This is a genomic window from Arthrobacter sp. MMS18-M83 (assembly GCF_026683955.1).
In the GTDB taxonomy this organism is placed as follows: Bacteria; Actinomycetota; Actinomycetes; order Actinomycetales; family Micrococcaceae; genus Arthrobacter.
In genome coordinates this window covers 879,932-900,814 of the sequence record NZ_CP113343.1, presented here as the reverse complement: position 1 = coordinate 900,814, position 20,883 = coordinate 879,932, and the positions used below count along the sequence as shown (strand labels likewise).

Genomic DNA, 20,883 nt, shown 5'->3' with positions numbered 1-20,883 from the left:
GGCCTGGACGTGGAGCTACTGCCTGTGTCCGGGCTTGGTACCGTGCACGTAGCGCTCGTAGTCCTCGTACGTCTGGTCCATGTGCTCGTCCATGACGCGCCGCGAGAGTTCGGAATCGCCGGTGAGGATGCTGTCCAGCACGCGCTGGTGGTAGTCGATGGCGTGGAGCTGGATCTCGGGGACGGCGGAGGTTTCCCGTCGGGCCGCGTACAGAAGCTGGCCCAACTGGGCGAAGAGTGCCCGGACAAATGGATTGCCGGACGCCTTGAGCACGGCGTCGTGGAATCCGATGTCGGCCGCCACGAAGCGGTCCAGGTCACCCGCGGCGTGGGAGATTTTCATGTCGGCGATGCACTGCCGCATCCGGTCCGCATCCTCCGGGGAATGTCGCGTCGCCGCGAGCCCTGCCGCCCCGGTCTCCACCATCCGCCGCACCTCGATCAAGCCCACCGACACCTGGTCTGCGCCGCTTCCGTGGGAGGCGGCCTTGAAAATCGCGCCGAGACCCGTCCAGGCGTCGGCCGGGTTCACGAACGTACCGCGGCCGGCCTTCACGTACAGGATGTTTTGTGCCCGCAGCGCCTTGAGCGCCTCACGCACAGTAAGTCGGCTGACCTCGTAGGCGGCGGCGATCTCCAACTCGCTGGGGATTGCATCGTGGGGGCCGAGTTTCCCCTCAAGGATGTCATCGAGCAGCCCGTCGACAACATCGTCAACAAGTGTCTTGCGGCTCAAAGAGCATCCCGCCTTCGTTCGGTCTCGAAGACCAACACTACAGAAACGCCCTGTTCCCTGAGCAACATCTCCCGCAACGCGCCAGGGATCCTTCGGGACAAGGCGGCAAGTTAGGTGCCAAAGAGGCCACCGGACAATAGGCGCAGGTGCCGGTGGCCGGGGACGGCGCGATGAGTACGGACAGGAAGGCCGGGCGCGGCCACACACACGCTTCGCGACGCCGGGTATGACGTTCTTCTCTATGAGCTCGCCACCCCTGGACAGCGTGAGCGATTCTTCGGATCCCCGCGCCTGCACGGCCGCTCGGACGGAGCCATCATCATGGCTCTTCGGCCCTGCGGGAAAGAACTGGAATCGCTCGCCTCCCAAGGACAACGGTGGCCTTGCTCGGTGCAGAAGGACACGGCATCGGATCCGTGTCCGTGGACAACGTCGGGGCCGGGCGGGACGCCGCGAGGCACCTGCTGAACCTGGGCCACGAGCGGATAGCGTTCATCGGCATCCGCGATGAGGAAAACAGCAACTTTGGGGGTGTGCCCCCCTTGCAACGGCTCATCGGCTACCGCGAGGCCTTGGAAAGCGGCGTCTCCGAGTGGACCGTGGAGGAAATCCGGGCTGGAGCGGCGCTGGCGTCCGAGCTGGGCATCCAGCTGGTTTCCAGCCAGCCGCAGTACAACATGCTGTGGCGTGTCATCGAGGCCGAAGTGGTTCCCGTATGCGAAGAACTCGGGATCACGCAAGTGTGCTGGTCCCCGCTGGCCCAGGGCGCCCTGACCGGAAAGTACGACGGCGGCCGTTCCGTTCCGTCGTCGTCGCGCTTCACTTCCGAGGACGGCGCGCTGAAGACGGAGCACAAGTTCATTCAGCCACTCGTCCTGGAGCGGGTGGAGAAGCTCAAACCGATAGCTGAAGACCTCGGCGTGCCGCTGGCCACGCTGGCCGTGGCCTGGGTCCTGGCCAACCCCAACGTGTCCGCCGCGATCGGGGGAGCCAGCCGGCGGGACCCCGCCAAAGTCGAATCCTTTCCGGAACGCGTCTAGCGGTGGCCTGCGCGGACAAGGCTACCGTCAAGGGCTACTGGACTGGCCCGAGGTCAATCGTATGGTCGGTATGGTCGCGCTTCGCGGTCAGGTACCGGGCATTTGCGGGGGAGAGGTGGACAGCGGTGTGCACGCGCTCGGCCACGGCGATGCCGTTTGCCTCGAGCTGGATGGCCTTGTCGGGGTTGTTGCTCAGCAACCGGATCCGATCCACCCCGACAGCGAGCAGCATCTGGGCTGCGGCACGGTAGTCCCGCTCGTCTTCGCCGTGGCCAAGAGCGAGGTTGGCGGCGTAGGTGTCCAGCCCCCGGTCCTGGAGGGAGTAGGCGTCAAGCTTCTCGTAGAGCCCGATGCTCCTTCCTTCTTGCCTCAGGTACAGCAGGAAGCCACCCTCGACAGTGATCCTCTCGGCCGCTTCGCGGAGTTGAGGCCCGCAGTCGCACCGCTGCGAGCCCAGGACGTCTCCGGTGACTCCGGCAGTCTCCCTCTGTTCGCCACAGCGCTTATAACGCACTATCTGTGGCGAGGATGCCCCGGCCTTTCAGACTGAAGGTGCCGCCATTAAGCGACGCGCTCCAGGTCTTCCGGTGTGAACGGGGTAGGGGTCAGGCGCAGCAGGAGAGTTTGGAGACGTCCGTGGTGAAGGACTGGGCTGCGATCTTGATGCCTTCGGCCATCGTCAGGTAAGGGCTCCACAAGTTCGCGACCTGCTCCACGGTCATCCCGGCCTCGAGGATGTAGACGCCGGCCGCGGCCAGTTCCCCGGCGTCCTTCGCGACGGCGGTGATTCCCACGATCCGTCCGGTGTCGGCGTCAGCAACTATCTTGATGAATCCCCGGGTGTCCCTATTCACCAGGGCCCGGGGCACGTATTCCAGGGGCAGGACCCGGCACTCGCACCGAATCCCGGCCTCGTTGGCTTCCTTGTCCGTCATGCCCACCCTTGCCAAGGCCGGGGTGGTGAAAGCGACCCGGGGCAGGTTCCGGTAGTTGATCTCTCGACCCGCGTTGTTGAACGCGTTCTCCACCGCCACGGAGCCCTGGGCGGCTGCGACGTAGACGAATTCGCGGTGTCCGGTCACGTCTCCGGCCGCCCATATCCGCGCATTCGAACTGTTAAGCCGGTTGTCCGTCAGAATTTCGCCGCCGTCCCCGGTTTTCACGCCGACGGCGGCCAGGTTCAGTCCCGCGGTCACAGGGCGCCGCCCCGTGGCGACAAGCAGCCTTGCGGAACGGAATTCCTCCTGCCGGCCGGACACTGTCGCGCTCGCGACAATCCCGCCAGTGGAGGGGTCCACGCGCACGGAGGACACAGCCGCCCGGCGAACGACCCGAATGCCCTCATCGGCGAAAACTTCCCTCAGGGCCCTGGAAGCGTCTGGTTCCTCCGCCGAGGCCAGACGGGAGCGGACCAGCATGGTGACCTTGGACCCGAGGCGGGCGAAGAGTTGGGCCTGTTCGAGGGCCACGTAGCCACCGCCGATGACCAGCAGGGATTCGGGCACCTCCTCCAGTTCCATCGCCGTGGTGGACGTCAGATAGTCCAGGTCCGCCAGTCCCTCGATCGGGGGCGCCCAGGAGGCCGAACCGGTGGCCACCAGATAGTGTGCCGCCCCGATCGATTCACGCGCCCCGTCCGGCCCGGTGATTTCCAGAACCGGATCGTCGTGGCCGCCGGCGAATACGGCATTTCCCTGGCGCAGCTCCCAGCCGTAGTTCTCGATCAGGTCTATGTATTTATCCGAACGCATCGTCTCCACCAGTGAACGCTTCCCGCCGATCAGCCCGGCCATGTCCACTTCCACGGCGGAGGTGCTGATGCCGGGGAACCGACCGGATGCGTTCAGAGCAACATGCCTGGCCTCTGCCGCCGCGAGGAGTGCCTTGGAGGGAACACATCCGGTGTTCACGCAGGTGCCGCCGACGGTGGAACGCTCAACCATCAGGACACTTTTGCCGAGGTTGGTGGCTCGGATGGCGGCCGCGAAGGCTCCGCCGCCGGAGCCGATGACGGCCAGATCGAACGGTGTTTCAGCCATGAAATCCTCCAAAGTCGTACGAATGAACCACCGCGCCATGCCGGCAGCGGTGCCTCATGTATGGGTCTGCCCCCAGTCTGCACCTTCCACCGTGGGGCCGGGCGGGCCCCGTCGGGAGGGACGGTCAGGCTCCCGGTGTCCTCAGGGCGGCCGGGAGTTCTTCCAGGGAAGCAACCGTGTAGTCGGGGGAGGCGAAATAATTCGGGTACCTTGCCCCGGTCCGGTTGATCCATGCCGTGCTGAGGCCGGCACGGGCTGCGCCGTGGATGTCCCAGGGGTGCACGGCCACCAGCAGCATCTGCTCGGAGGTCACTCCGCAGGCCGCGGCGGCGTAGTCGTAGGCGGCCCGGGCAGGCTTCCAGGCCGGGGCGTCTTCCACGGAAAGCAGCCGTTCGAACTGGTCCCGCATCCCGGCTGCGCCGAAGAGTTTTTCCGCGACTTGGACGGAGCCGTTGGTTAGGGTGACCAGCCGGTACCCCGCTGCCCGTAGTTCCCGGACTCCGATCTGGACATCAGGGTGGAGGCCGAGCCCAGCCAGCCCTGCCATGACGTGCTTCACCGCCATCTCCGGATCCTTCTCGATGCCTGCGCCGGCGAGGAGCCCGCGCAGGGCCTCCGCACCGATGTCGGCAAAGGTGCCTTTGTCGCCGGCGGCGGTGAGGGCGAAGCCGTCTCGCAACAGCGTGGCGAACCAGATTTTAGCCAACTCGGCGGGGGCGCCGGCTTCGGCGAAACGCTCCCCCATTGGAGACATGTCCGAGAGCGTTTCGTTCACGTCAAAAACTACGACTGACGGTGCGCTATTCATGTGTTCTCCTTCATTCCTGGCCTGTACCTTGTCCAAACTATCCGGGGCGTGCACGGTATCCTAGACGGCTCTCGAGGCACCGCACCTAGGGTCCAGTTTCATCCCCACCGTTTCACGTGCTAACTGATCGCGGACCATCGCTTTTATCCGAGGTATGTCCTTTGAAGAATTCCTGACGTATGGTGATGGCCACCACACGCCGGCGGTCTCCTTCATCGGAGCGCCCGCGTCCCTGTTTTGCCCTCGTGGGGCGATAACCGGTCCGGCAAGCGCCCAAAAAACCTTGTCGACAGCGGATTCTTGAATAGGACGAAGAGAACGTGAGGGACAATGACGCTTGCACGTGCAGAACATCGACCGACAACCCATCATTCCCGGGTCCCCGCCGCGCCGCCCAGGGTACCGGCGTGCGGGCGCTGCGGCCCCGGCTATTCCCTGATCGTCCATGGGTATGTACCCGCGGTTTACGCCGTCGACGGCAGCGGGCTCCGGTCGCCATCGGCAAGCTATACCTGCCCAAGATGTGGCCAAACCGACAGCCACCGGGTTCCTTCCGGCTGGGTTCCGCCCGGATAGGAATGGTACAGCTGAAGCGTGGATGGGCCCCGATATCCCCTGTCATCGTCGCTATGCCGGCCGAGGCCGCGGAGTCCCGGAGTAGCTGGCGACGTGAACCTGCATGGCCCGGGTAGCTTGCCGAAAAGGAACCCCTGACCTGCGGAAACGCAGATCAGGGGTTCCTTTGATGTAACCGTTATTCGGAGCGCTGGCCGTCGTGCGAGTTGTCCTCAGCGCCGTCGGTGAACATCAATCCTTTGGGGTGAATGGCGGCCAGTTCTTTGATAGGAGCGAGAGTGCCAGTGCTCAGGTCAAGGTTTGCCAGGTACGCCGGGCCCGCATCGGGTACCACTGTGGAGACGGCCTGGCCTGCCTTGAACGGACCCGTCACGGAGAACACCTTGTTGTCCTTCGGATCGGTGACCAACAGGGTTTGGTTGGAATGGGCCGCGAACACGGTGTCATCCAGGGGCTGGGCAACCGACAGTACCTGGAGAGTTTGCTTGCCACTGCCCGGGTTGGAGGCGAAGATCAGCTGTTGGTCACCTTGTGCGTCAAGCATGAAGGAGTCCTTGAACCGCGGAGCGGAAGCCGGAACCAGGGTGTTGGAGTCCGGGTCCGTGAGGGCCAGCGTGGTTTCTTTTCCGGCTCGGGGGCCGTTCGCCGCCTTCGCAGTGGCATTGTCGCTGAAAAGGGGCGTCAGCTTGGCCGTGGTGCCTTCCAGCGCCACGGAATAGGCAGCAGGAGCCGAAGTGTCTGCAGGAGCCGAGGCGCTGACGAGAATCTTGCCGTTGACGACTGATACCGCGTCGGTTCCGCCGCCGTGGGTGAGGCCCGAATACGTGTACGTGGCCAGCGGCTTCGCCTGGTCCGGGCTGAGGGTTGAGAAGCTCGAGTTGCCGTCCTCGTTGGCGGTGAGGAGGAGACGGTGATGTTCCGGATCGGCTGTAAGACCATCAACCTTGCCGGTGATCTGCCAGGACTTGCCGGGCTTGCCGTCGAGGCTGAACTGCTGCACGGTGCTGGCCGTGATCCCGGTTGCGGACGGCTCACCCAAAGGGCCAACGCCATTCTGGAACGATACGTACACTGAATCGCCCATCCGGGTGACGTCGTCAGGTGCTGACTCGGTGCCGACCGGGGAGAAGGTCTTCACGGTGTAACCGCTCGGCGCGGCGTGACCTTCACCCTCATCCGCAGCGGAGGCCGGCAATGTCACGGACACAATCGTGGAGGCAGCAACAGCCGCGCCCATCAGTACCATCGAGGTGCGCTTGAGCTTGTTGGGTGTAACAGCCATTGAAAATCGTCCTTAGATTGGGGAAACGATGTCCCTGCCAACCTAGGGGAGCGGGCTGGGAGCGCACCGTGCAAACCACCAACACCCGGGGGCATGGAGGTTAACGGGAACTGTCAAGGGGGAGCGGGAACTGGGGGACTGGGGCCGCGATATTGCCCGGGAATCGGTCTCCCGCCTGCTTCGTGGAGGCGTTGCATGGCGGGATGGGTTGCTTGTGCTGAGGCTGGCGTTGAGGTATGTTACTCATCAGTAACTTACGCAAAGGAGCGCCATGTCCAAGGCAGCAATCGACCTCGAGAACCTCCCGTACGCCGATGGCGACTTCTATGGCTTCGAGCAACTGCTCACAGACAAGGAGCAGGATCGGCTGGCCGAAATTAGGGCCTTCCTCTCCCGAGAGGTCAAGCCGATTGCGGTCGACTGCTGGAACCGGGGAGAGTTCCCCATGGAGCTGATCCCCAAATTGGCTGAGATCGACCTCGTGAGCCCCGTGAGACGGCAAGGCTATTCCAATGTGTTTGCGGGCCTCGTCCATGCGGAGGCAACCCGCGCCGATGCCTCGATTGCTACGTTCATGGGCGTCCACGACGGTTTGTTCACAGGGTCCATCGAGGCCCTGGCGTCCCAGGAGCAGCAGGACGCCTGGCTGCCCGACATCTACTCGCTCAAGAAGATCGGAGCTTTTGGGCTGACTGAACCGCTGGGCGGTTCGGACGTCGCGGGCGGCACCCGGACCACCGCGCTGCGCGATGGCGACAACTGGATCCTCAACGGAGCCAAGCGCTGGATCGGCAATGCCACGTTTTCCGACTGGGTGGTGATCTTTGCCCGCGACCTCGCCGACAACCAGGTCAAAGGCTTCATGGTGGACACTAGCCTCCCGGGATTCAAGGCCGCCAAGATCGAAAACAAAATTTCGCTGCGCACAGTCCAGAACGCCGATATCACTCTCGAAAATGTCGTGATTCCCGACTTCTTCAAGCTGGCCAATGCCAACAGATTCAGGGATACCAACAAGGTCCTCAAAGTCACGCGGCTCTCGGTTGCCTGGCAAGCGGTGGGGCAGCAGCTTGCGGCATTCGACGTTGCACGCCGCTACGCGGTAGAGCGTCTCCAATTTGGGAGGCCCCTGGCTTCGTTCCAATTGGTCCAGCAACAACTCGTGCAGATCCTGGGCAACACGGTCAGCTCCATGGGCATGATGGTCCGGCTCGCGCAGCTTGAGGATGCCGGCGTGGCCAAGGACGAGCAATCCGCGCTGGCGAAAGCCTTCACCACAGCCCGCATGCGCGAAAGCGTTGCCCTGGGCCGCGGCATCTTGGGCGGCAACGGCATTGTCACGGACTTTGAGATGGCCAAGATCTTCGCCGACGCCGAGGCAATCTACTCCTACGAAGGCACCCACGAAATCAACACCCTCGTCACTGGGCGGGCCATCACGGGGATTTCCGCCATCGTCTAGCGGCAGCAACACGGACGGCCTGAGATCCGTGACGAAGGCAAGCGGGTTCACGTAGTCCTCCCCATGCCGCACTCCCCAGTGGACGCAAGGTGTTTCGGAGCAGTGGCCGGCGGTGACCATACCGATTGATTGGCCCCTGATTACGGTGGCGCCCTCTTTGAGTTCGCTGCTCACGGGTTCAAAGCTGCTGCGGAGCCCGTCGCCGTGGTCGATCACGATCACCGGCCTGTCCACCACGACGCCTACGAAGCTCACGGAGCCGTCGGCAGGAGCGGTGACCGGGGCGCCGTCGCCGGCTGCTTGCAGGTCTACGCCGCGGTGCCCGCTTTGCCAGGGCTTGTCCGGAGGGTCGAAACTTCGCGCTACGACGGGCTTGGGGGAGAGCGGCCACGCCCAGTCCGGGCGGGGACTGGCGGCGGTTGCGCCGGATCCCGGAGTGGAAGCGGCGGGCGTCGCGCCCAAAGCCAGGACCAAGGGTAGAAGGACCAGAAGATTTGCCGTTCTCATGGAACAAGCCTTCGTCAGCTTGGTGAGTCTCGGAAGCCGCAAGACTGACTATGTGGAAAACCCGACGAGGAAGCGCGGGAATGCGGAGCCTGAACGCCGTGCATTGCGGTCAAGAGGGTGGGGGCGCTGTAGTACACTTGGTGGAGCAGTTTGCTGTGCCCTCAAGCTTGTTTAGAAGCGCCTCTCATTCAGTTGCGCGGGGGCTCCAGGCTGACTACGCGTATCCACCCCTCCAACTGCGAATCCTTGCGGATTCAACGCTGCGGAGGATTGTGCCTCTTGCGGTCCGGCGAGTCATTGGCCGGATGAGAAGCGCAATGGATGCCAGGAGCCAGAGCCCGTTCGGGTTCGGCTAATCAACCGTCAACTATTGGCAGGGTAAGAGCGGCCCGTGTGGCGTTCTCATGAATGACCTGCCGGAAGGAGCGTCGGCATGCCCGTCGTAACTATGCGCCAGCTGCTTGACAGCGGCGTCCACTTTGGACACCAGACCCGTCGTTGGAACCCGAAGATGAAGCGATTCATCTTCACGGAGCGCAACGGCATCTACATCATTGACCTTCAGCAGTCGCTGTCCTACATCGACCGCGCTTTCGAATTCGTCAAGGCTACTGTCGCCCACGGCGGCACCGTCCTGTTCGTCGGCACCAAGAAGCAGGCCCAGGAAGCAATTTCTGAGCAGGCTACCCGCGTTGGCCAGCCGTACGTCAACCAGCGTTGGTTGGGTGGCATGCTCACCAACTTCCAGACCGTTGCCAAGCGCATCCAGCGAATGAAGGAACTCGAAGAGATCAACTTCGAGGACGTTGCAGGCTCCGGTTACACCAAGAAGGAGCTCCTGCTCCTCAAGCGTGAACTCACCAAGCTGGAAACCAACCTGGGTGGTATCCGCAACCTGACCAAGGCTCCTTCCGTTCTGTGGGTTGTTGACACGAAGAAGGAACACCTGGCCGTTGACGAAGCCAAGAAGCTCAACATCCCGGTTGTTGCCATCCTGGACACCAACTGCGACCCCGACGAAGTTGATTTCCCGATCCCGGGTAACGACGACGCCATCCGCTCCGTAAACCTGCTGACCCGCGTGGTTGCTGACGCTGTTGCTGAGGGCCTTATCGCCCGTAACCAGCGCGCAACCGGTGCTGCAGAGGCTCCGGAAGAGCCGCTGGCTGAGTGGGAGCGCGAGCTCCTCGAAGGCAGCAAGTCCGAAGCCGCTGAAGCTCCCGCAAGCGAAGCTCCGGTTGCTGAAGCCCCAGCAGCGGAAGCCGCTGAAGCCCCGGCCGCCGAGGCCACCGAAGCTGCTGCCGGCGAAGCCGAAGCAGACAAGTAAATCCGGATCTTTCCTGCGCCTCATATCGGTGCGGGGAGCTACTGACAGGATGGCGGCCCACTAGGTGGGCTGCCGTCCTGTCAGTCCGTAAACACATAAATTTCTAGACAGAGGGGTTCACATGGCGAACTACACTGCTGCTGACATCAAGGCCCTGCGCGAGCGCACCGGCGCCGGCATGATGGACGTCAAGAAGGCTCTTGACGAGGCCAACGGCGACGCCGAGAAGGCCATCGAGATCATCCGCATCAAGGGCCTCAAGGGCGCTACCAAACGTGAAGGCCGCTCCACGGCTGAAGGCCTGGTTGCAGCCAAGGTTACCGGCGGCGTCGGCGTAATGATCGAGGTCAACTGCGAGACCGACTTCGTCGCCAAGGCTGACAAGTTCATCCAGCTGGCTGACAAAGTCCTGACCGTCGCTGTCGAGTCCGGCGCTGCGGACCTCGAGACCCTGCTGGCCATCGACGTCGACGGCAAGCCCCTTTCCGAGGTTGTCGTCGAAGAAGGCGCAGTCCTCGGCGAGAAGGTCGTCGTCCGCCGCATCGCCCGCATTGAAGGCGGCACGGTTGACGCTTACCTGCACAAGACCTCCAAGGACCTCCCGGCCCAGGTCGGCGTACTGTTCGCCGTTGAGGGCGAGGGCGACGCCGCTGCTACCGCAGCCCACGACGTTGCCGTCCACGTTGCAGCCATGGCTCCGAACTACTTGAGCCGCGAAGACGTCCCGGCCGAACTGGTCGAGTCCGAGCGCCGCATCGCGGAAGAGACCGCCAAGGCTGAAGGCAAGCCGGAAGCCGCCCTCACCAAGATCGTGGAAGGCCGCGTGACCGGCTTCTACAAGGGTGAGGTTCTCCTGGACCAGGCATTCGCCAAGGACTCCAAGAAGACCGTTGCCCAGGTTCTCGAAGAGGCCGGCGTCAAGGCGACCGCAGTCGCTCGTTTCCGGGTAGGAAACTAGTAAGACTTCAAAAGGGGTGGTCACTGCGGTGGCCGCCCCTTTTGCATGCAACGGCAGGCACGCATCGCATGCATCTACAGTCGGTGGCTTTCTGCCCGGCCCACAGCAAGATAATCTAGCCAGAGTCCACAAACGGGAAGGCACCATGGAAACCGAGAACACTGCAATCCAGCCCGGAAAGACCCGCCGCCGTGTGCTGCTGAAGCTGTCCGGCGAGGTCATCGGCGGCGGAAAGCTCGGTGTAGACCCGGAGACCGTCCGCGCTATCGCCAAGCAGATCGCCGCAGCCGTTTCCGAAGTCGAGGTGGCAATCGTGGTAGGCGGCGGCAACTTCTTCCGCGGCGCCGAACTGTCCCAGAGCGGCATGGACCGCTCCCGCGCCGACTACATGGGCATGCTGGGCACCGTGATGAACTGCTTGGCGCTGCAGGATTTCCTGGAGCAAGCGGGCGTCGAGACCCGTGTCCAGAGCGCCATCACCATGGGCCAGGTGGCCGAGGCCTACATCCCGCGGCGGGCTATCCGCCACATGGAGAAGGGCCGCGTGGTCATTTTCGGCGCAGGCGCCGGACTTCCATATTTCTCCACCGACACCGTCGCCGCCCAGCGTGCGCTCGAAGTACATGCCGACGTCGTCCTGATGGCAAAGAGCGGTGTGGATGGCGTGTACACGGCAGATCCCAAGAAGGATCCTACGGCTGAGAAGCTTGAAAAGCTCAGCTTTGACGAGGCCCTGCGCCGTGACATCCGCGTGATGGACCAGACCGCCATGACCATGTGCAAGGACAACGATTTGTCCATGGTGGTCTTCGGCATGGAAGGCGAAGGGAACGTCACCCGGGCCATCCTCGGCGAAAAACTGGGCACCCTGGTCACTCCCTAGCAAGGGCTAGGATATTTCTAGGACTCTTCCGCCCGCAGGGGCGGAAATTTACTGTGCATCGCGGCCCGTGGAACGGGGCGCGACTATTTCTGAGGAGAAACCATGATCGAGGAAACCTTGCTCGAAGCCGTCGAAAAGATGGACAAGGCGGTCGAGGTAGCCAAAGAGGATTTCGCGACGATCCGTACCGGCCGTGCCAACCCCGGGCTCTACAGCAAGGTGATCGTGGAATACTACGGTACCCCAACGCCGCTGCAGCAGCTGGCTTCTTTCGCCATTCCGGACGCCAGGACCATCCTCATCACGCCTTACGACAAGACCGCGATGCGCGACATCGAAAGGGCCCTGAGCGACTCGGAGGTGGGCGCGAACCCGTCCAATGACGGCAACGTCATCCGGATCACCATCCCGGAGCTGACGCAGGAACGCCGCAAGGAATATGTCAAGATCGTCAAGGGCAAGGGTGAGGACGCAAAGGTCAGCATCCGAAGCATCCGACGCAAGGCCAAGGACTCCTTGGACAAGCTCGTCAAGGATGGCGAAGCCGGCGAAGACGAGGGCGCCCGTGGCGAAAAGGAACTCGACGCCATCACCAAGGCCCACGTCGACGGCATCGACGAGCTCCTCAAGCGCAAGGAAGCCGAGCTGCTCGAGGTCTGATGAGCGAGGCTGAGCCGGCGCCCGCGCAGGGAATCCCCACACGCGCCAGGCGCCTCCGGGGCAACCCGACGCCTAAGGCGGGAAGGAATCTTCCGGCCGCCATCGGCGTCGGGCTTGCCATGCTCTTTGCCGTTCTCGGCGGGCTGCTGTTCCTGCCGTTGGGGTTCGTCCTCCTGACCACCGCATTTGCGGTTTTTGGTGTGTGGGAGATTTTCCGCGCGCTCGAAGGCCAGGGAACCCGGATGCCGATTATCCCCGTGATGACCGGCACTGTGGCGATGCCCCTGGCGGCCTACTTCGGTGGCCCTGAGAGCCTGCTCTTTGCCATGCTGCTCAGCAGCGCGGCCGTCCTCCTCTGGCGCTCCCTTGAAAGCGCCGCCGGCGCTCCCCGTAGCGTCTTTGCCGGAATTTTCACGCTTGCCTGGGTGCCTTTCCTGATCAGCTTTGCCATCTTGCCGCTCCACACCAGCGGGGGAGCGACGACGGCGGGACTCTGGCCCGCTGGACAGGTTCCGGCAGGTGCTTGGCAGATTGCCGTCATGCTGTTGCTGGTGGTGTCCAACGACACTTTTGGATACCTCGTCGGCTCGTTGTTCGGCAAGCACCCGATGGCTCCCAAGATCAGCCCCAAAAAGTCCTGGGAAGGTTTCGGAGGCTCGGTGGCAGGGGCCATGGTCATCGGGATACTGGCCAGCGTTTTCGTTTTAGGGAGGCCCTGGTGGGTCGGCGTGGTGCTGGCCGTAGGGATGGTGGCTGCGGCCACCGCCGGTGACCTCGCCGAATCCATGGTCAAACGGGAGCTGGGCGTCAAGGACATGAGCAGCATCCTGCCCGGGCACGGTGGAATCATGGATCGCCTCGACTCGATCGTCTTCGCTGCACCGGCAGCATTTATTCTTTTCGCGCTGTTGAGCGGCGCCTGACAACCACCCAGAAGGAAAGCAGTGGCAGTGGACATTCGTCGCCAGATCCCCGCAGCATTTGAGCGCGCGGAGCGTAGCAAGTACGGCTACAACGCGAAGCAAGTAGACCAGTTCTTCCAGCGCGCCCGGATGTCGTTTGAAAACAGGGCTGAGGCACCGGAAAGGATCGCCAGCAGCGATGTCCGCGCTGTTTCCTTCGATCCTGTCAAAGGCGGCTACGACGCCACCGCTGTGGACGCCGCCCTGGACCGCCTCGAAGATGCCTTCGCCCGCCGGGAACGTGACGAACTGATAGCGGCAGAAGGCGAGGAAGCCTGGCTGCTGAAGATCGGCAAACTCTCCGGAGTGTTGCGAGGACGTCTGCACCGACCAGATGGCCAACGCTTCCGCCGGCCGGAGAGGAAGCGTGCGCGCAGCTACAACATCGCCGAGGTCGACGCATTGTGCGTTTCCCTGATCGGTTACCTGGAGAATGACAAACCGCTGAGCGTCGACAATGTCCGACGCGCCGCGTTCTCCGAGGCACGAGGGCACGACGGCTACGAAGAGGCCCAGGTTGATGCGTTCCTGGACCGGGTTGTCGAACTCATGGCGGCCATCGACTAGCTTCGAGCAAAAACGCCCGGACGCGAGCCGTCCGCTTTCAGCGGAGCTGGCGTTTCGTGCCCGGGGGCCGTTTCGTGGCAAGCGGCCGTTCCGGGACGTGAAGCCGGGTCATCAGCCGGGTCACGGTACTGGGAATCCGGTGTTTTGTTGCCCGCGAGACCAGTACCATCACGCCAAACGCGGCTGGCACGGTCCAAGCTGCAGGCTGGGCAAGCCAGCCGGGCGCAACGGACGAACCCATGAAAGTGCTCGCCACCAGCGCACCCCCGCAGAGGACGGCTCCGGTCGACATGCCTGCAATCGCGCCCGTGTCGCTCAGGCCACGCCACCAAATGCCCAGCAGGAGGACGGGACAGAGAGTGGACGCCGTGAAGGCGAAGACCAGCCCTATGCTGCCGGCCAGGGCCGTCGAATCCGTGGTGAACGCAAAGGACAAGGGGACGACGGCGGCGAGGAGTGCTGCGACCCGGAATCCGCGCACGCTCCCGCCCAGAAGGTCCTGGCTGATGACGCCAGCCAGCGAAACCACCAGTCCTGACGTCGTCGAGAGGAACGCCGCAAACGCTCCGGCGACGACCAGTGCCGAGAGCAGATCGCCAGGCACGCCGCCCAGCAGCTTTCCGGGCAGCAGGAGGACCAACGCATCGGGTTGTCCGTTGCGCGCAAGCTCGGGTGCGAAGACCCGGCCCAGGAGTCCGGACGCCGTCGGGAACAAATAGAAGACAGACAGCAGGCCCAGAACGATGAGGGTTGTCCGGCGCGCCGATTGGCCGTCAGGGTTCGTATAGAACCGGACCAGGACGTGGGGGAGCCCCAGCGTTCCGAAGAGCAGCGCCACCAGGAGCGAGACGGTCTGATAAAGGCCTGCCGCAGGAAGGCCCGTGGGATTGCTGGATGCCTCCGCCAGGGCTGGCATGCCGGCGTCTGCCTGATGCATCAATAGGAACACCACCGGGACAGCCAAAGCCGTCAGTTTGAGCCAGTACTGGAAAGCCTGGACGAACGTGATGGACCGCATGCCACCGGCAACCACAGTGAGGCAGACCACCACGATAACGGCGATGGAGCCTACCCACGAAGGCAAACCCGTGCTTATCCGGATGGTGAGCCCGGCGCCGTGCAGCTGCGGCACTATGTAGAGCCATCCGACAGCCACCACCACGAGGCTCGTGACGCGGCGGACGGCTTTGGACTGAAGCCTGGCTTCCGTGAAATCCGGGATCGTGTAGGCGCCTGATCGGCGCAAGGGAGCGGCGACGAACAGTAGCAGCATGAGGTAACCGGCGGTGTAACCTACCGGGAACCAGAGGGCGTCTGTTCCCGTCAACAGGATCAGCCCCGCAACGCCCAGGAAGCTCGCTGCGGACAGGTATTCACCGCCGATCGCCGAGGCGTTCCACCAAGGCCGCACAGTGCGTGATGCCACGTAGAAGTCGCCCGTTGTCCGCGAAATGCGGAGCCCGTAGAAGCCGATCGCCGCCGTCGCGAGTGCGACCCCCACAAAGGCCGCGAGGCCGACGGCGGGATTCACTTCTCCCCCACAAGATCGCGGTAGCGGGCCTCGTTCCTTGCTGCTGATCGGTTGTACAGCCACGCACTCAGCCCGATCACCGGATAGAGCGCTACGCCGAGGATGATCCAATTGACGGGGATGCCGAGAATCCGCATTTGGGCGAGGTCCGGGACCAGAGCCACCATGAAGCCGTAGGCGGCCAGCACCAGGAGGAAACCCGAGGCCACCACCACTGCAAGGCGCAACTGCGAACGGATCAGGGACCGGACGAAGACTTGTCCGACGTCGGAGTCTTCGGCCGCCTCGCGCGAATGGTATGGACGCGTGGGCGCTAACCTGGCCGCCGACTGTGGGGCGGTGACCCTGACCCGGGTCATCCCTGCGGCCGGATCCGTGTGGTTTCGAGCTTGTCCCGCACGGACGGAAGATGCCTGCGGCTGATCGGCAGTTCGGCCCCGGCCACCGTGACACTGGGCCGTGCCGCAGCCAGTTTCATGTGACCCACGTGATTGAGGGACATCAGGTAGGAGCGGTGGATGCGGATGAATCCGGCCTCTGCCCATTGCTGTTCGAGGTCGCTCAGCGGGACCCGGATCAAGTAGCTCGCCTCTGCGGTGTGCAACCGGGCGTAGTCGCCCTGGGCCTGGACGTAGCTGACGTCGTCACGCCGGATCATCCGTGTGGTCCCGCCCTGGTCGACCGTGATCATCTCCGGGGCCTTTCTTCCGTCCTTGATGAGTTCACTGATGCGGCTGATGGACCGGGCCAGGCGCTCGGCACGGACCGGCTTCAGCAGGTAGTCGACGGCGGCCAGTTCGAACGCCTCGAGCGCACAGTCTTCGTCGGCAGTGACGAAGACGACGGCGGGAGGGCGGGCGCTGTGCGAGATGGCGCGGGCGATGTCCAGGCCGGAAACCGCTGGCATATGGATGTCCAGGAAGACGGCATCGACCGATTCTGTTTCGAGCGCGCGGAGGGCTTCCGCGCCCGATGCCGCCCGGTGGACGGTACCGATGCGCTCGTCCTTTCCCAGCAGGAAGGCGAGCTCTTCAACGGCGGGGAGCTCGTCGTCGGCGACGAGTACGTTGATCATGGTTATAGATTAGCCTCAGGCATCATGGCTCGGCTGGGACTTCGGCACTCGCATGGTGATCAACGTACCTTCGCCCGGCGCGGTCTCGATGACCAGGCCGTGTTCGTCGCCATAGACCTGCCGAAGGCGGGAATCGACGTTTCGCAGTCCAACGTGGTCGCCGTCGGCGTGGCCCGCCAGCACGGAGCGCAGGTGTTCCGGATCGATGCCCACACCGTCGTCCTCGATAGTGACTTCGGCGAAGGCTCCGGAATCGTTGGCACAGATGGTGATGTGACCCGGTCCTTCCTTCGCTTCAAGCCCGTGGCGCACCGCGTTTTCGACCAGCGGCTGCAGGCTCAGGAAGGGAATCACCGTGCTCAGGACTTCCGGCGCGATCCTGAGGCTCACCTGAACCCGGTCTCCGAAGCGCGCCCTTTCCAACAGCAGGTAGCGGTCGATGCTCCGAAGTTCCTCGGCCAGGGTGGTGAAATCGCCGTGGCGCCGGAAGGAGTACCGCGTGAAGTCCGCGAACTCCACCACCAGCTCCCTGGCCCTCGCGGGGTCGGTGTTGATGAACGAGGCGATGGCGTTGAGTGAGTTGTAGATGAAGTGGGGGCTGATCTGCGCGCGCAAGGCCCGGACTTCAGCCTCCATGAGCAAAGTACGGGAAGCATCAAGCTCGGCCAGTTCCACTTGCACGGCCACCCAGTCCGCCAGTTCACTGGTTGCCCGGACCAGGCCAGCACCAGCTTGCGGGGCGAAGGCGGCAACGGCTCCCACCACGCGGTTCCCGGCCCGGATCGGCGCGATCACGGCGTTCAGCTCGCGCGACGCGGACACAACCACCGTCCGCGCATCGGAGAGCACCCCCGCGGCGAGCTCCATGAGGACAGCTTTCAGTTCTTCCGCTGATCCATCCCACGCCAGGACGGACTCGGTATCAGTGATGGCGAGGGCGTCGCAGCCGAGCAGGGAACGCAATTGCTTGCTCGCCTTGGCCGCCCCGGCCGCGTGGAGTCCCGTGCTCAGGTGCTGCCCAGCGCGCGACGCCGCGTGCAGCGTTTGGTAGGTGGCCCTCTCTGCGTCCGTGCCCAGCTCGCGGAAGGAGCGGACCACTTTGAGGCCCACCCCGACGACGACTGCCACGGCGAGCACGATGACCGCAATAGCGGCGGCGGTGACTAGCGGGGAATCCGGCATGGAGCAAGACTAGCGAACCCGCCGTTCGGCGCAGCAACGAGTCCGCTGGGCGACGCCTGTGCCCATGGCTCTGGAAGTGGTGCAGAAGCCGGGCGGATAGTGATTCCAGTCACATTGGCTAGGAGTGTGTGGTCACTGTAGACATTCACAACCAGGAGGAAGCCATGGGTAACGAGGCCCAGACACCGGACGCAGCGGCGTCCGTGGATTTCCAGGAAGTCCAGCAAACGGCGCAGTTCCAGGAGCTCCGCAAGCGCCACCGCAGTTTTGTCTTTCCAATGGCCATCGCATTCCTGCTTTGGTACTTCGCCTATGTCCTGCTGGCTGACTATGCAGTGGGCTTCATGTCCACCAAGCTCTGGGGCAACATCAACGTCGGCCTGGTCTTGGGCCTGCTCCAGTTCGTCTCAACTTTCGGAATTACGGCCTGGTACGTCCACTACTCCAATCGGAAGCTGGACCCGATCGCCGCGGAAATCCGGAATGAGATCGAGGGCCATGAATTCGACAAGGGCAGCGCAGTGAGAGGGGCAACAAAATGAACGCCATGGTCCCGATGGTCAACGTCGCCGCCCTGAAAGACACCACGCTGTTGAACATGGGCATCTTCGCCCTGTTCGTCCTGGTCACCATGGTGATCGTGTTCCGGGCCAGCCGGAACAACAAAACGGCTGCCGACTATTACGCGGCCGGACGCTCTTTCACCGGTTCGCAGAATGGCACCGCCATCGCCGGCGACTACCTCTCCGCCGCCTCTTTCCTGGGGATCACCGGGGCAATCGCCGTCAACGGCTACGACGGCTTCCTCTACTCCATCGGGTTCCTCGTGGCGTGGCTTGTGGCATTGCTGCTTGTCGCTGAATTGCTGCGCAACACGGGCAAGTTCACCATGGCCGACGTGCTTTCCTTCCGGTTGCGGCAGCGCCCGGTGCGGATCGCCGCGGCCCTGTCCACCCTAGCCGTCTGCTTCTTCTACCTGCTGGCACAGATGGCAGGCGCCGGAAGCCTCATTTCCCTGCTCCTGGGCATCAGCGACTGGGGCGGGCAAGCCCTGGTGATCGTCGTCGTAGGCGCCCTCATGATCATGTACGTGCTGATCGGAGGGATGAAGGGCACCACGTGGGTCCAGATCATCAAAGCCGTGCTGCTCATCTGCGGTGCGGCAGTCATGACCTTTTGGGTGCTGTCCATCTACGGCTTCAACCTGTCGAACCTGTTGGGTGCCGCCGCGGATTCCGCCAAGAACCCCAACGTGTTGAACCCCGGCCTGCAGTACGGCAAGACCGAGACCTCCAAGCTGGACTTCCTGTCCCTCGGCCTGGCGCTCGTTTTGGGCACAGCTGCCCTGCCGCACGTGCTCATGCGCTTCTACACGGTGCCCACTGCCAAGGAAGCCCGCAAATCGGTGGTCTGGTCCATCTGGCTGATTGGGTTGTTCTACCTGTTTACTCTTGTCCTCGGCTACGGCGCCGCGGCACTCGTTGGGGCTGACACCATCAAGTCCGCTCCGGGCGGCGTCAACTCCGCCGCACCGCTCCTCGCGTTCCACTTGGGCGGGCCATTGCTGCTGGGCTTCATCTCCGCTGTCGCGTTTGCCACGATCCTTGCGGTGGTGGCTGGCTTGACCATCACGGCGGCGGCGTCGTTCGCCCACGATATCTATGCGAACGTCATCTCCAAGGGCAAGGCCGACTCCGGGGCCGAGGTCAAAGTGGCTCGCCGGACTGTGGTGGTCATTGGGGTCCTCGCGATTCTCGGAGGCATCTTCGCCAACGGCCAGAATGTCGCCTTCCTCGTGGCGCTCGCCTTCGCGGTGGCGGCATCGGCCAATCTGCCGACCATCGTCTACTCCCTGTTCTGGAAGAAGTTCACCACCCAGGGAGCGACCTGGAGCATGTATGGCGGCCTCGCGGCGGCCGTCATCCTGATCGCGTTGTCGCCAGTGGTTTCCGGTGCCAAGACGTCCATGATCCCGGGGGCCAACTTCGCGATCTTCCCGTTGAGCAACCCCGGAATCGTGTCCATCCCGCTCGCGTTCCTGCTTGGTTGGCTCGGTACCATGCTGGACAAGAGGCGTGAAGACGCGGCGAAACAAGCCGAGATGGAGGTCAGGTCACTGACCGGGATCGGAGCTGAGAAAGCGGTGAACCACTAGGAATTTCCTGCAAGCCCAACAAAGCAAGAATCCTTCCCACACGTTGTGTGGGAAGGATTCTTGCTGCGGCCGTCGCCTGAGAGGGTCAGTGGTTGTGCCCGCTCGGTATTGAGTGCGATCCGTGCGGGACGGCATGCTGTCCGGCCACCGAGGCGGCCAGCCCCGGCGTCGTCACTGCTGCGACCACGACGGCGGCGGCAAAGGCTGCTCCTACAAGCGCACCGGTCCGCGGGGGAGCCGCTGCCATTCCGCCGGCGTCGTCGCGGTACCTCCGGGCCAGCCAAGCTGACGATCCCAGCGCCATAAGGACCAGGAAGAGAGCAGCCAGGTGCCCGCCGTCGAGCAATCTTTGGGCCACTCCGGCCACTAGCACGGCTACGTGGACCAGCACGGCCGCGATCAGTCCCATGGTTGTTGCTTTACGGAACCGGAGCCGTCCGCGTTGCAAGCTCGCAATCGATCCCGCGAGCAGGGCCAGGCCCCAGACCGCGAAGATTCCGCCCGCCCACATCAGGGGCCCCCGGCTTGAAATATAGCTTGATGCGATGGAAAGCTCCACGAGACCGGCCCCCATTCCCGCGAAACACGAAAACAGGGTGACGGATGCTCCGGTGGTCGGTCCTACCGAGGTCGCTGCTTGAGCTGACACGGACGACTCCTTCCGGGGTTCGGGGTCTTCTAGGCGTGGGCGCTGGCGCTGTTGGCCGGAACCTTGTCCTGGGAAAGACCGACGCCGAGAAGAACCACGGCGCTGGCAAGGTGCAGGACGTTGTCCGCGCCGTTAAGGGCAATGATATTCAGCGCAGAACCCACGAGGAACAGGCCGAGGATGCCGACCAACAGATAGACGCCGCCGACCGTGGTGTTGATTGTCTTGGACAGCACCGTGCTGTTCATGCCCGCGTAGAGCAGCGCTCCACCGATGGCGAGGTGAATGATGTTGTGCAGGGGATTTACCGCAAAGATGATCAGGTTGGCACCCTCGGTAGCGAAGAATCCAATCCCCGAGGTGACGAAGAATCCAACGACACCCACGAGCAGGTAGACGGCTCCAAAGATGGTGGCGATCAGGCGGTTGGGCGAAGTGCGCATGGTCCAAACCTTCCGGTATGGCCGGGTTTGAATCCGGCCTGT

General features: G+C 63.5%; 21 protein-coding genes and 1 pseudogene. 10 read left to right on the top strand and 12 right to left on the bottom strand.

The features are described from left to right. Positions 1 to 15 precede the first annotated feature (15 nt). On the bottom strand, positions 16 to 735 hold the full coding sequence (locus OW521_RS04250) for a FadR/GntR family transcriptional regulator (RefSeq protein WP_268023234.1): 720 nt from the start codon (positions 733 to 735) through the stop codon (positions 16 to 18). A 377-nt stretch (positions 736 to 1,112) separates the two neighbouring features. On the opposite strand from OW521_RS04250, the gene OW521_RS04245 reads away from it, so the two are divergent. Further along, the gene (locus tag OW521_RS04245; protein ID WP_268023232.1) at positions 1,113 to 1,775 is read left to right on the top strand and encodes an aldo/keto reductase; all 663 of its coding nucleotides are present in this window, start codon (positions 1,113 to 1,115) and stop codon (positions 1,773 to 1,775) included. Between the two features lie 34 nt (positions 1,776 to 1,809). On the opposite strand, the gene ribA is transcribed toward OW521_RS04245, so the two are convergent. The 4 genes from ribA to OW521_RS04225 form a co-directional block, all read right to left on the bottom strand. After that, positions 1,810 to 2,289 (bottom strand): GTP cyclohydrolase II RibA, encoded by a 480-nt coding sequence (gene ribA / locus OW521_RS04240; RefSeq protein WP_268023229.1) that lies wholly within the window; start codon positions 2,287 to 2,289, stop codon positions 1,810 to 1,812. Positions 2,290 to 2,380: 91 nt separating this feature from the next. Further along, positions 2,381 to 3,814 (bottom strand): mercury(II) reductase, encoded by a 1,434-nt coding sequence (gene merA / locus OW521_RS04235; protein ID WP_268023227.1) that lies wholly within the window; start codon positions 3,812 to 3,814, stop codon positions 2,381 to 2,383. Positions 3,815 to 3,938: 124 nt separating this feature from the next. Then, the gene (locus OW521_RS04230) at positions 3,939 to 4,622 is read right to left on the bottom strand and encodes a haloacid dehalogenase type II (RefSeq protein ID WP_268023225.1); all 684 of its coding nucleotides are present in this window, start codon (positions 4,620 to 4,622) and stop codon (positions 3,939 to 3,941) included. A gap of 754 nt (positions 4,623 to 5,376) precedes the next feature. Then, a complete protein-coding gene (locus tag OW521_RS04225) occupies positions 5,377 to 6,480 on the bottom strand; it encodes a hypothetical protein (protein WP_268023223.1) in 1,104 nt (367 codons plus the stop codon). A 271-nt stretch (positions 6,481 to 6,751) separates the two neighbouring features. Between OW521_RS04225 and OW521_RS04220 the strand changes: the two genes are divergently transcribed. Continuing rightward, a complete protein-coding gene (locus OW521_RS04220) occupies positions 6,752 to 7,942 on the top strand; it encodes an acyl-CoA dehydrogenase family protein (protein WP_268023221.1) in 1,191 nt (396 codons plus the stop codon). A 102-nt stretch (positions 7,943 to 8,044) separates the two neighbouring features. On the opposite strand, the pseudogene OW521_RS04215 reads toward OW521_RS04220, so the two are convergent. Further along, positions 8,045 to 8,449 (bottom strand): annotated as a pseudogene (locus OW521_RS04215) (M23 family metallopeptidase); the annotation flags it as partial. Positions 8,450 to 8,882: 433 nt separating this feature from the next. On the opposite strand from OW521_RS04215, the gene rpsB reads away from it, so the two are divergent. The 6 genes from rpsB to OW521_RS04185 all read left to right on the top strand — a co-directional run bounded on the left by rpsB (position 8,883) and on the right by OW521_RS04185 (position 13,806). After that, positions 8,883 to 9,776, top strand: coding sequence for a 30S ribosomal protein S2 (gene rpsB, locus OW521_RS04210; protein ID WP_268023219.1), 894 nt, complete (start codon positions 8,883 to 8,885; stop codon positions 9,774 to 9,776). Between the two features lie 121 nt (positions 9,777 to 9,897). Continuing rightward, positions 9,898 to 10,734 carry a translation elongation factor Ts gene (tsf, locus tag OW521_RS04205; RefSeq protein WP_268023217.1) on the top strand — a complete coding sequence of 279 codons (837 nt, stop codon included), beginning with the start codon at positions 9,898 to 9,900 and terminating at the stop codon, positions 10,732 to 10,734. 145 nt (positions 10,735 to 10,879) lie between these two features. Continuing rightward, positions 10,880 to 11,617 carry a UMP kinase gene (gene pyrH / locus OW521_RS04200; protein WP_268023215.1) on the top strand — a complete coding sequence of 246 codons (738 nt, stop codon included), beginning with the start codon at positions 10,880 to 10,882 and terminating at the stop codon, positions 11,615 to 11,617. 102 nt (positions 11,618 to 11,719) lie between these two features. Beyond that, the gene (gene frr / locus OW521_RS04195) at positions 11,720 to 12,277 is read left to right on the top strand and encodes a ribosome recycling factor (protein WP_265978468.1); all 558 of its coding nucleotides are present in this window, start codon (positions 11,720 to 11,722) and stop codon (positions 12,275 to 12,277) included. Continuing rightward, complete coding sequence (locus OW521_RS04190) at positions 12,277 to 13,200, top strand: phosphatidate cytidylyltransferase (protein WP_268023211.1); 924 nt, start codon at positions 12,277 to 12,279, stop codon at positions 13,198 to 13,200. Before frr ends, OW521_RS04190 begins: the two co-directional genes overlap by 1 nt. A gap of 21 nt (positions 13,201 to 13,221) precedes the next feature. Beyond that, positions 13,222 to 13,806 (top strand): DivIVA domain-containing protein, encoded by a 585-nt coding sequence (locus tag OW521_RS04185; RefSeq protein ID WP_268023209.1) that lies wholly within the window; start codon positions 13,222 to 13,224, stop codon positions 13,804 to 13,806. A gap of 37 nt (positions 13,807 to 13,843) precedes the next feature. Here OW521_RS04185 and OW521_RS04180 read toward each other — a convergent pair whose 3' ends face one another. Genes OW521_RS04180 through OW521_RS04165 form a run of 4 tightly spaced genes read right to left on the bottom strand, consistent with a single transcriptional unit; the run spans position 13,844 to position 17,594 of the window. Further along, entirely contained in the window at positions 13,844 to 15,337 is a 1,494-nt protein-coding gene (locus tag OW521_RS04180) for a sodium/solute symporter (RefSeq protein WP_268023207.1), read from the bottom strand. Further along, a complete protein-coding gene (locus tag OW521_RS04175) occupies positions 15,334 to 15,696 on the bottom strand; it encodes a hypothetical protein (protein ID WP_268023206.1) in 363 nt (120 codons plus the stop codon). Before OW521_RS04175 ends, OW521_RS04180 begins: the two co-directional genes overlap by 4 nt. Continuing rightward, positions 15,693 to 16,412: a LytR/AlgR family response regulator transcription factor gene (locus tag OW521_RS04170; protein WP_268023205.1), complete on the bottom strand. Its 720-nt coding sequence runs from the start codon at positions 16,410 to 16,412 to the stop codon at positions 15,693 to 15,695. Before OW521_RS04170 ends, OW521_RS04175 begins: the two co-directional genes overlap by 4 nt. A gap of 15 nt (positions 16,413 to 16,427) precedes the next feature. Next, positions 16,428 to 17,594: a sensor histidine kinase gene (locus tag OW521_RS04165; RefSeq protein WP_268023203.1), complete on the bottom strand. Its 1,167-nt coding sequence runs from the start codon at positions 17,592 to 17,594 to the stop codon at positions 16,428 to 16,430. A 164-nt stretch (positions 17,595 to 17,758) separates the two neighbouring features. Between OW521_RS04165 and OW521_RS04160 the strand changes: the two genes are divergently transcribed. Continuing rightward, positions 17,759 to 18,136 (top strand): DUF485 domain-containing protein, encoded by a 378-nt coding sequence (locus tag OW521_RS04160; protein WP_265978458.1) that lies wholly within the window; start codon positions 17,759 to 17,761, stop codon positions 18,134 to 18,136. Next, positions 18,133 to 19,749, top strand: coding sequence for a solute symporter family protein (locus OW521_RS04155; protein WP_268023201.1), 1,617 nt, complete (start codon positions 18,133 to 18,135; stop codon positions 19,747 to 19,749). Before OW521_RS04160 ends, OW521_RS04155 begins: the two co-directional genes overlap by 4 nt. Before the next feature lie 85 nt (positions 19,750 to 19,834). Here OW521_RS04155 and OW521_RS04150 read toward each other — a convergent pair whose 3' ends face one another. Next, the gene (locus OW521_RS04150; RefSeq protein ID WP_268023199.1) at positions 19,835 to 20,398 is read right to left on the bottom strand and encodes a hypothetical protein; all 564 of its coding nucleotides are present in this window, start codon (positions 20,396 to 20,398) and stop codon (positions 19,835 to 19,837) included. 29 nt (positions 20,399 to 20,427) lie between these two features. Further along, complete coding sequence (locus OW521_RS04145; RefSeq protein WP_268023197.1) at positions 20,428 to 20,841, bottom strand: DUF4383 domain-containing protein; 414 nt, start codon at positions 20,839 to 20,841, stop codon at positions 20,428 to 20,430. Between the last annotated feature and the right edge of the window lie 42 nt (positions 20,842 to 20,883).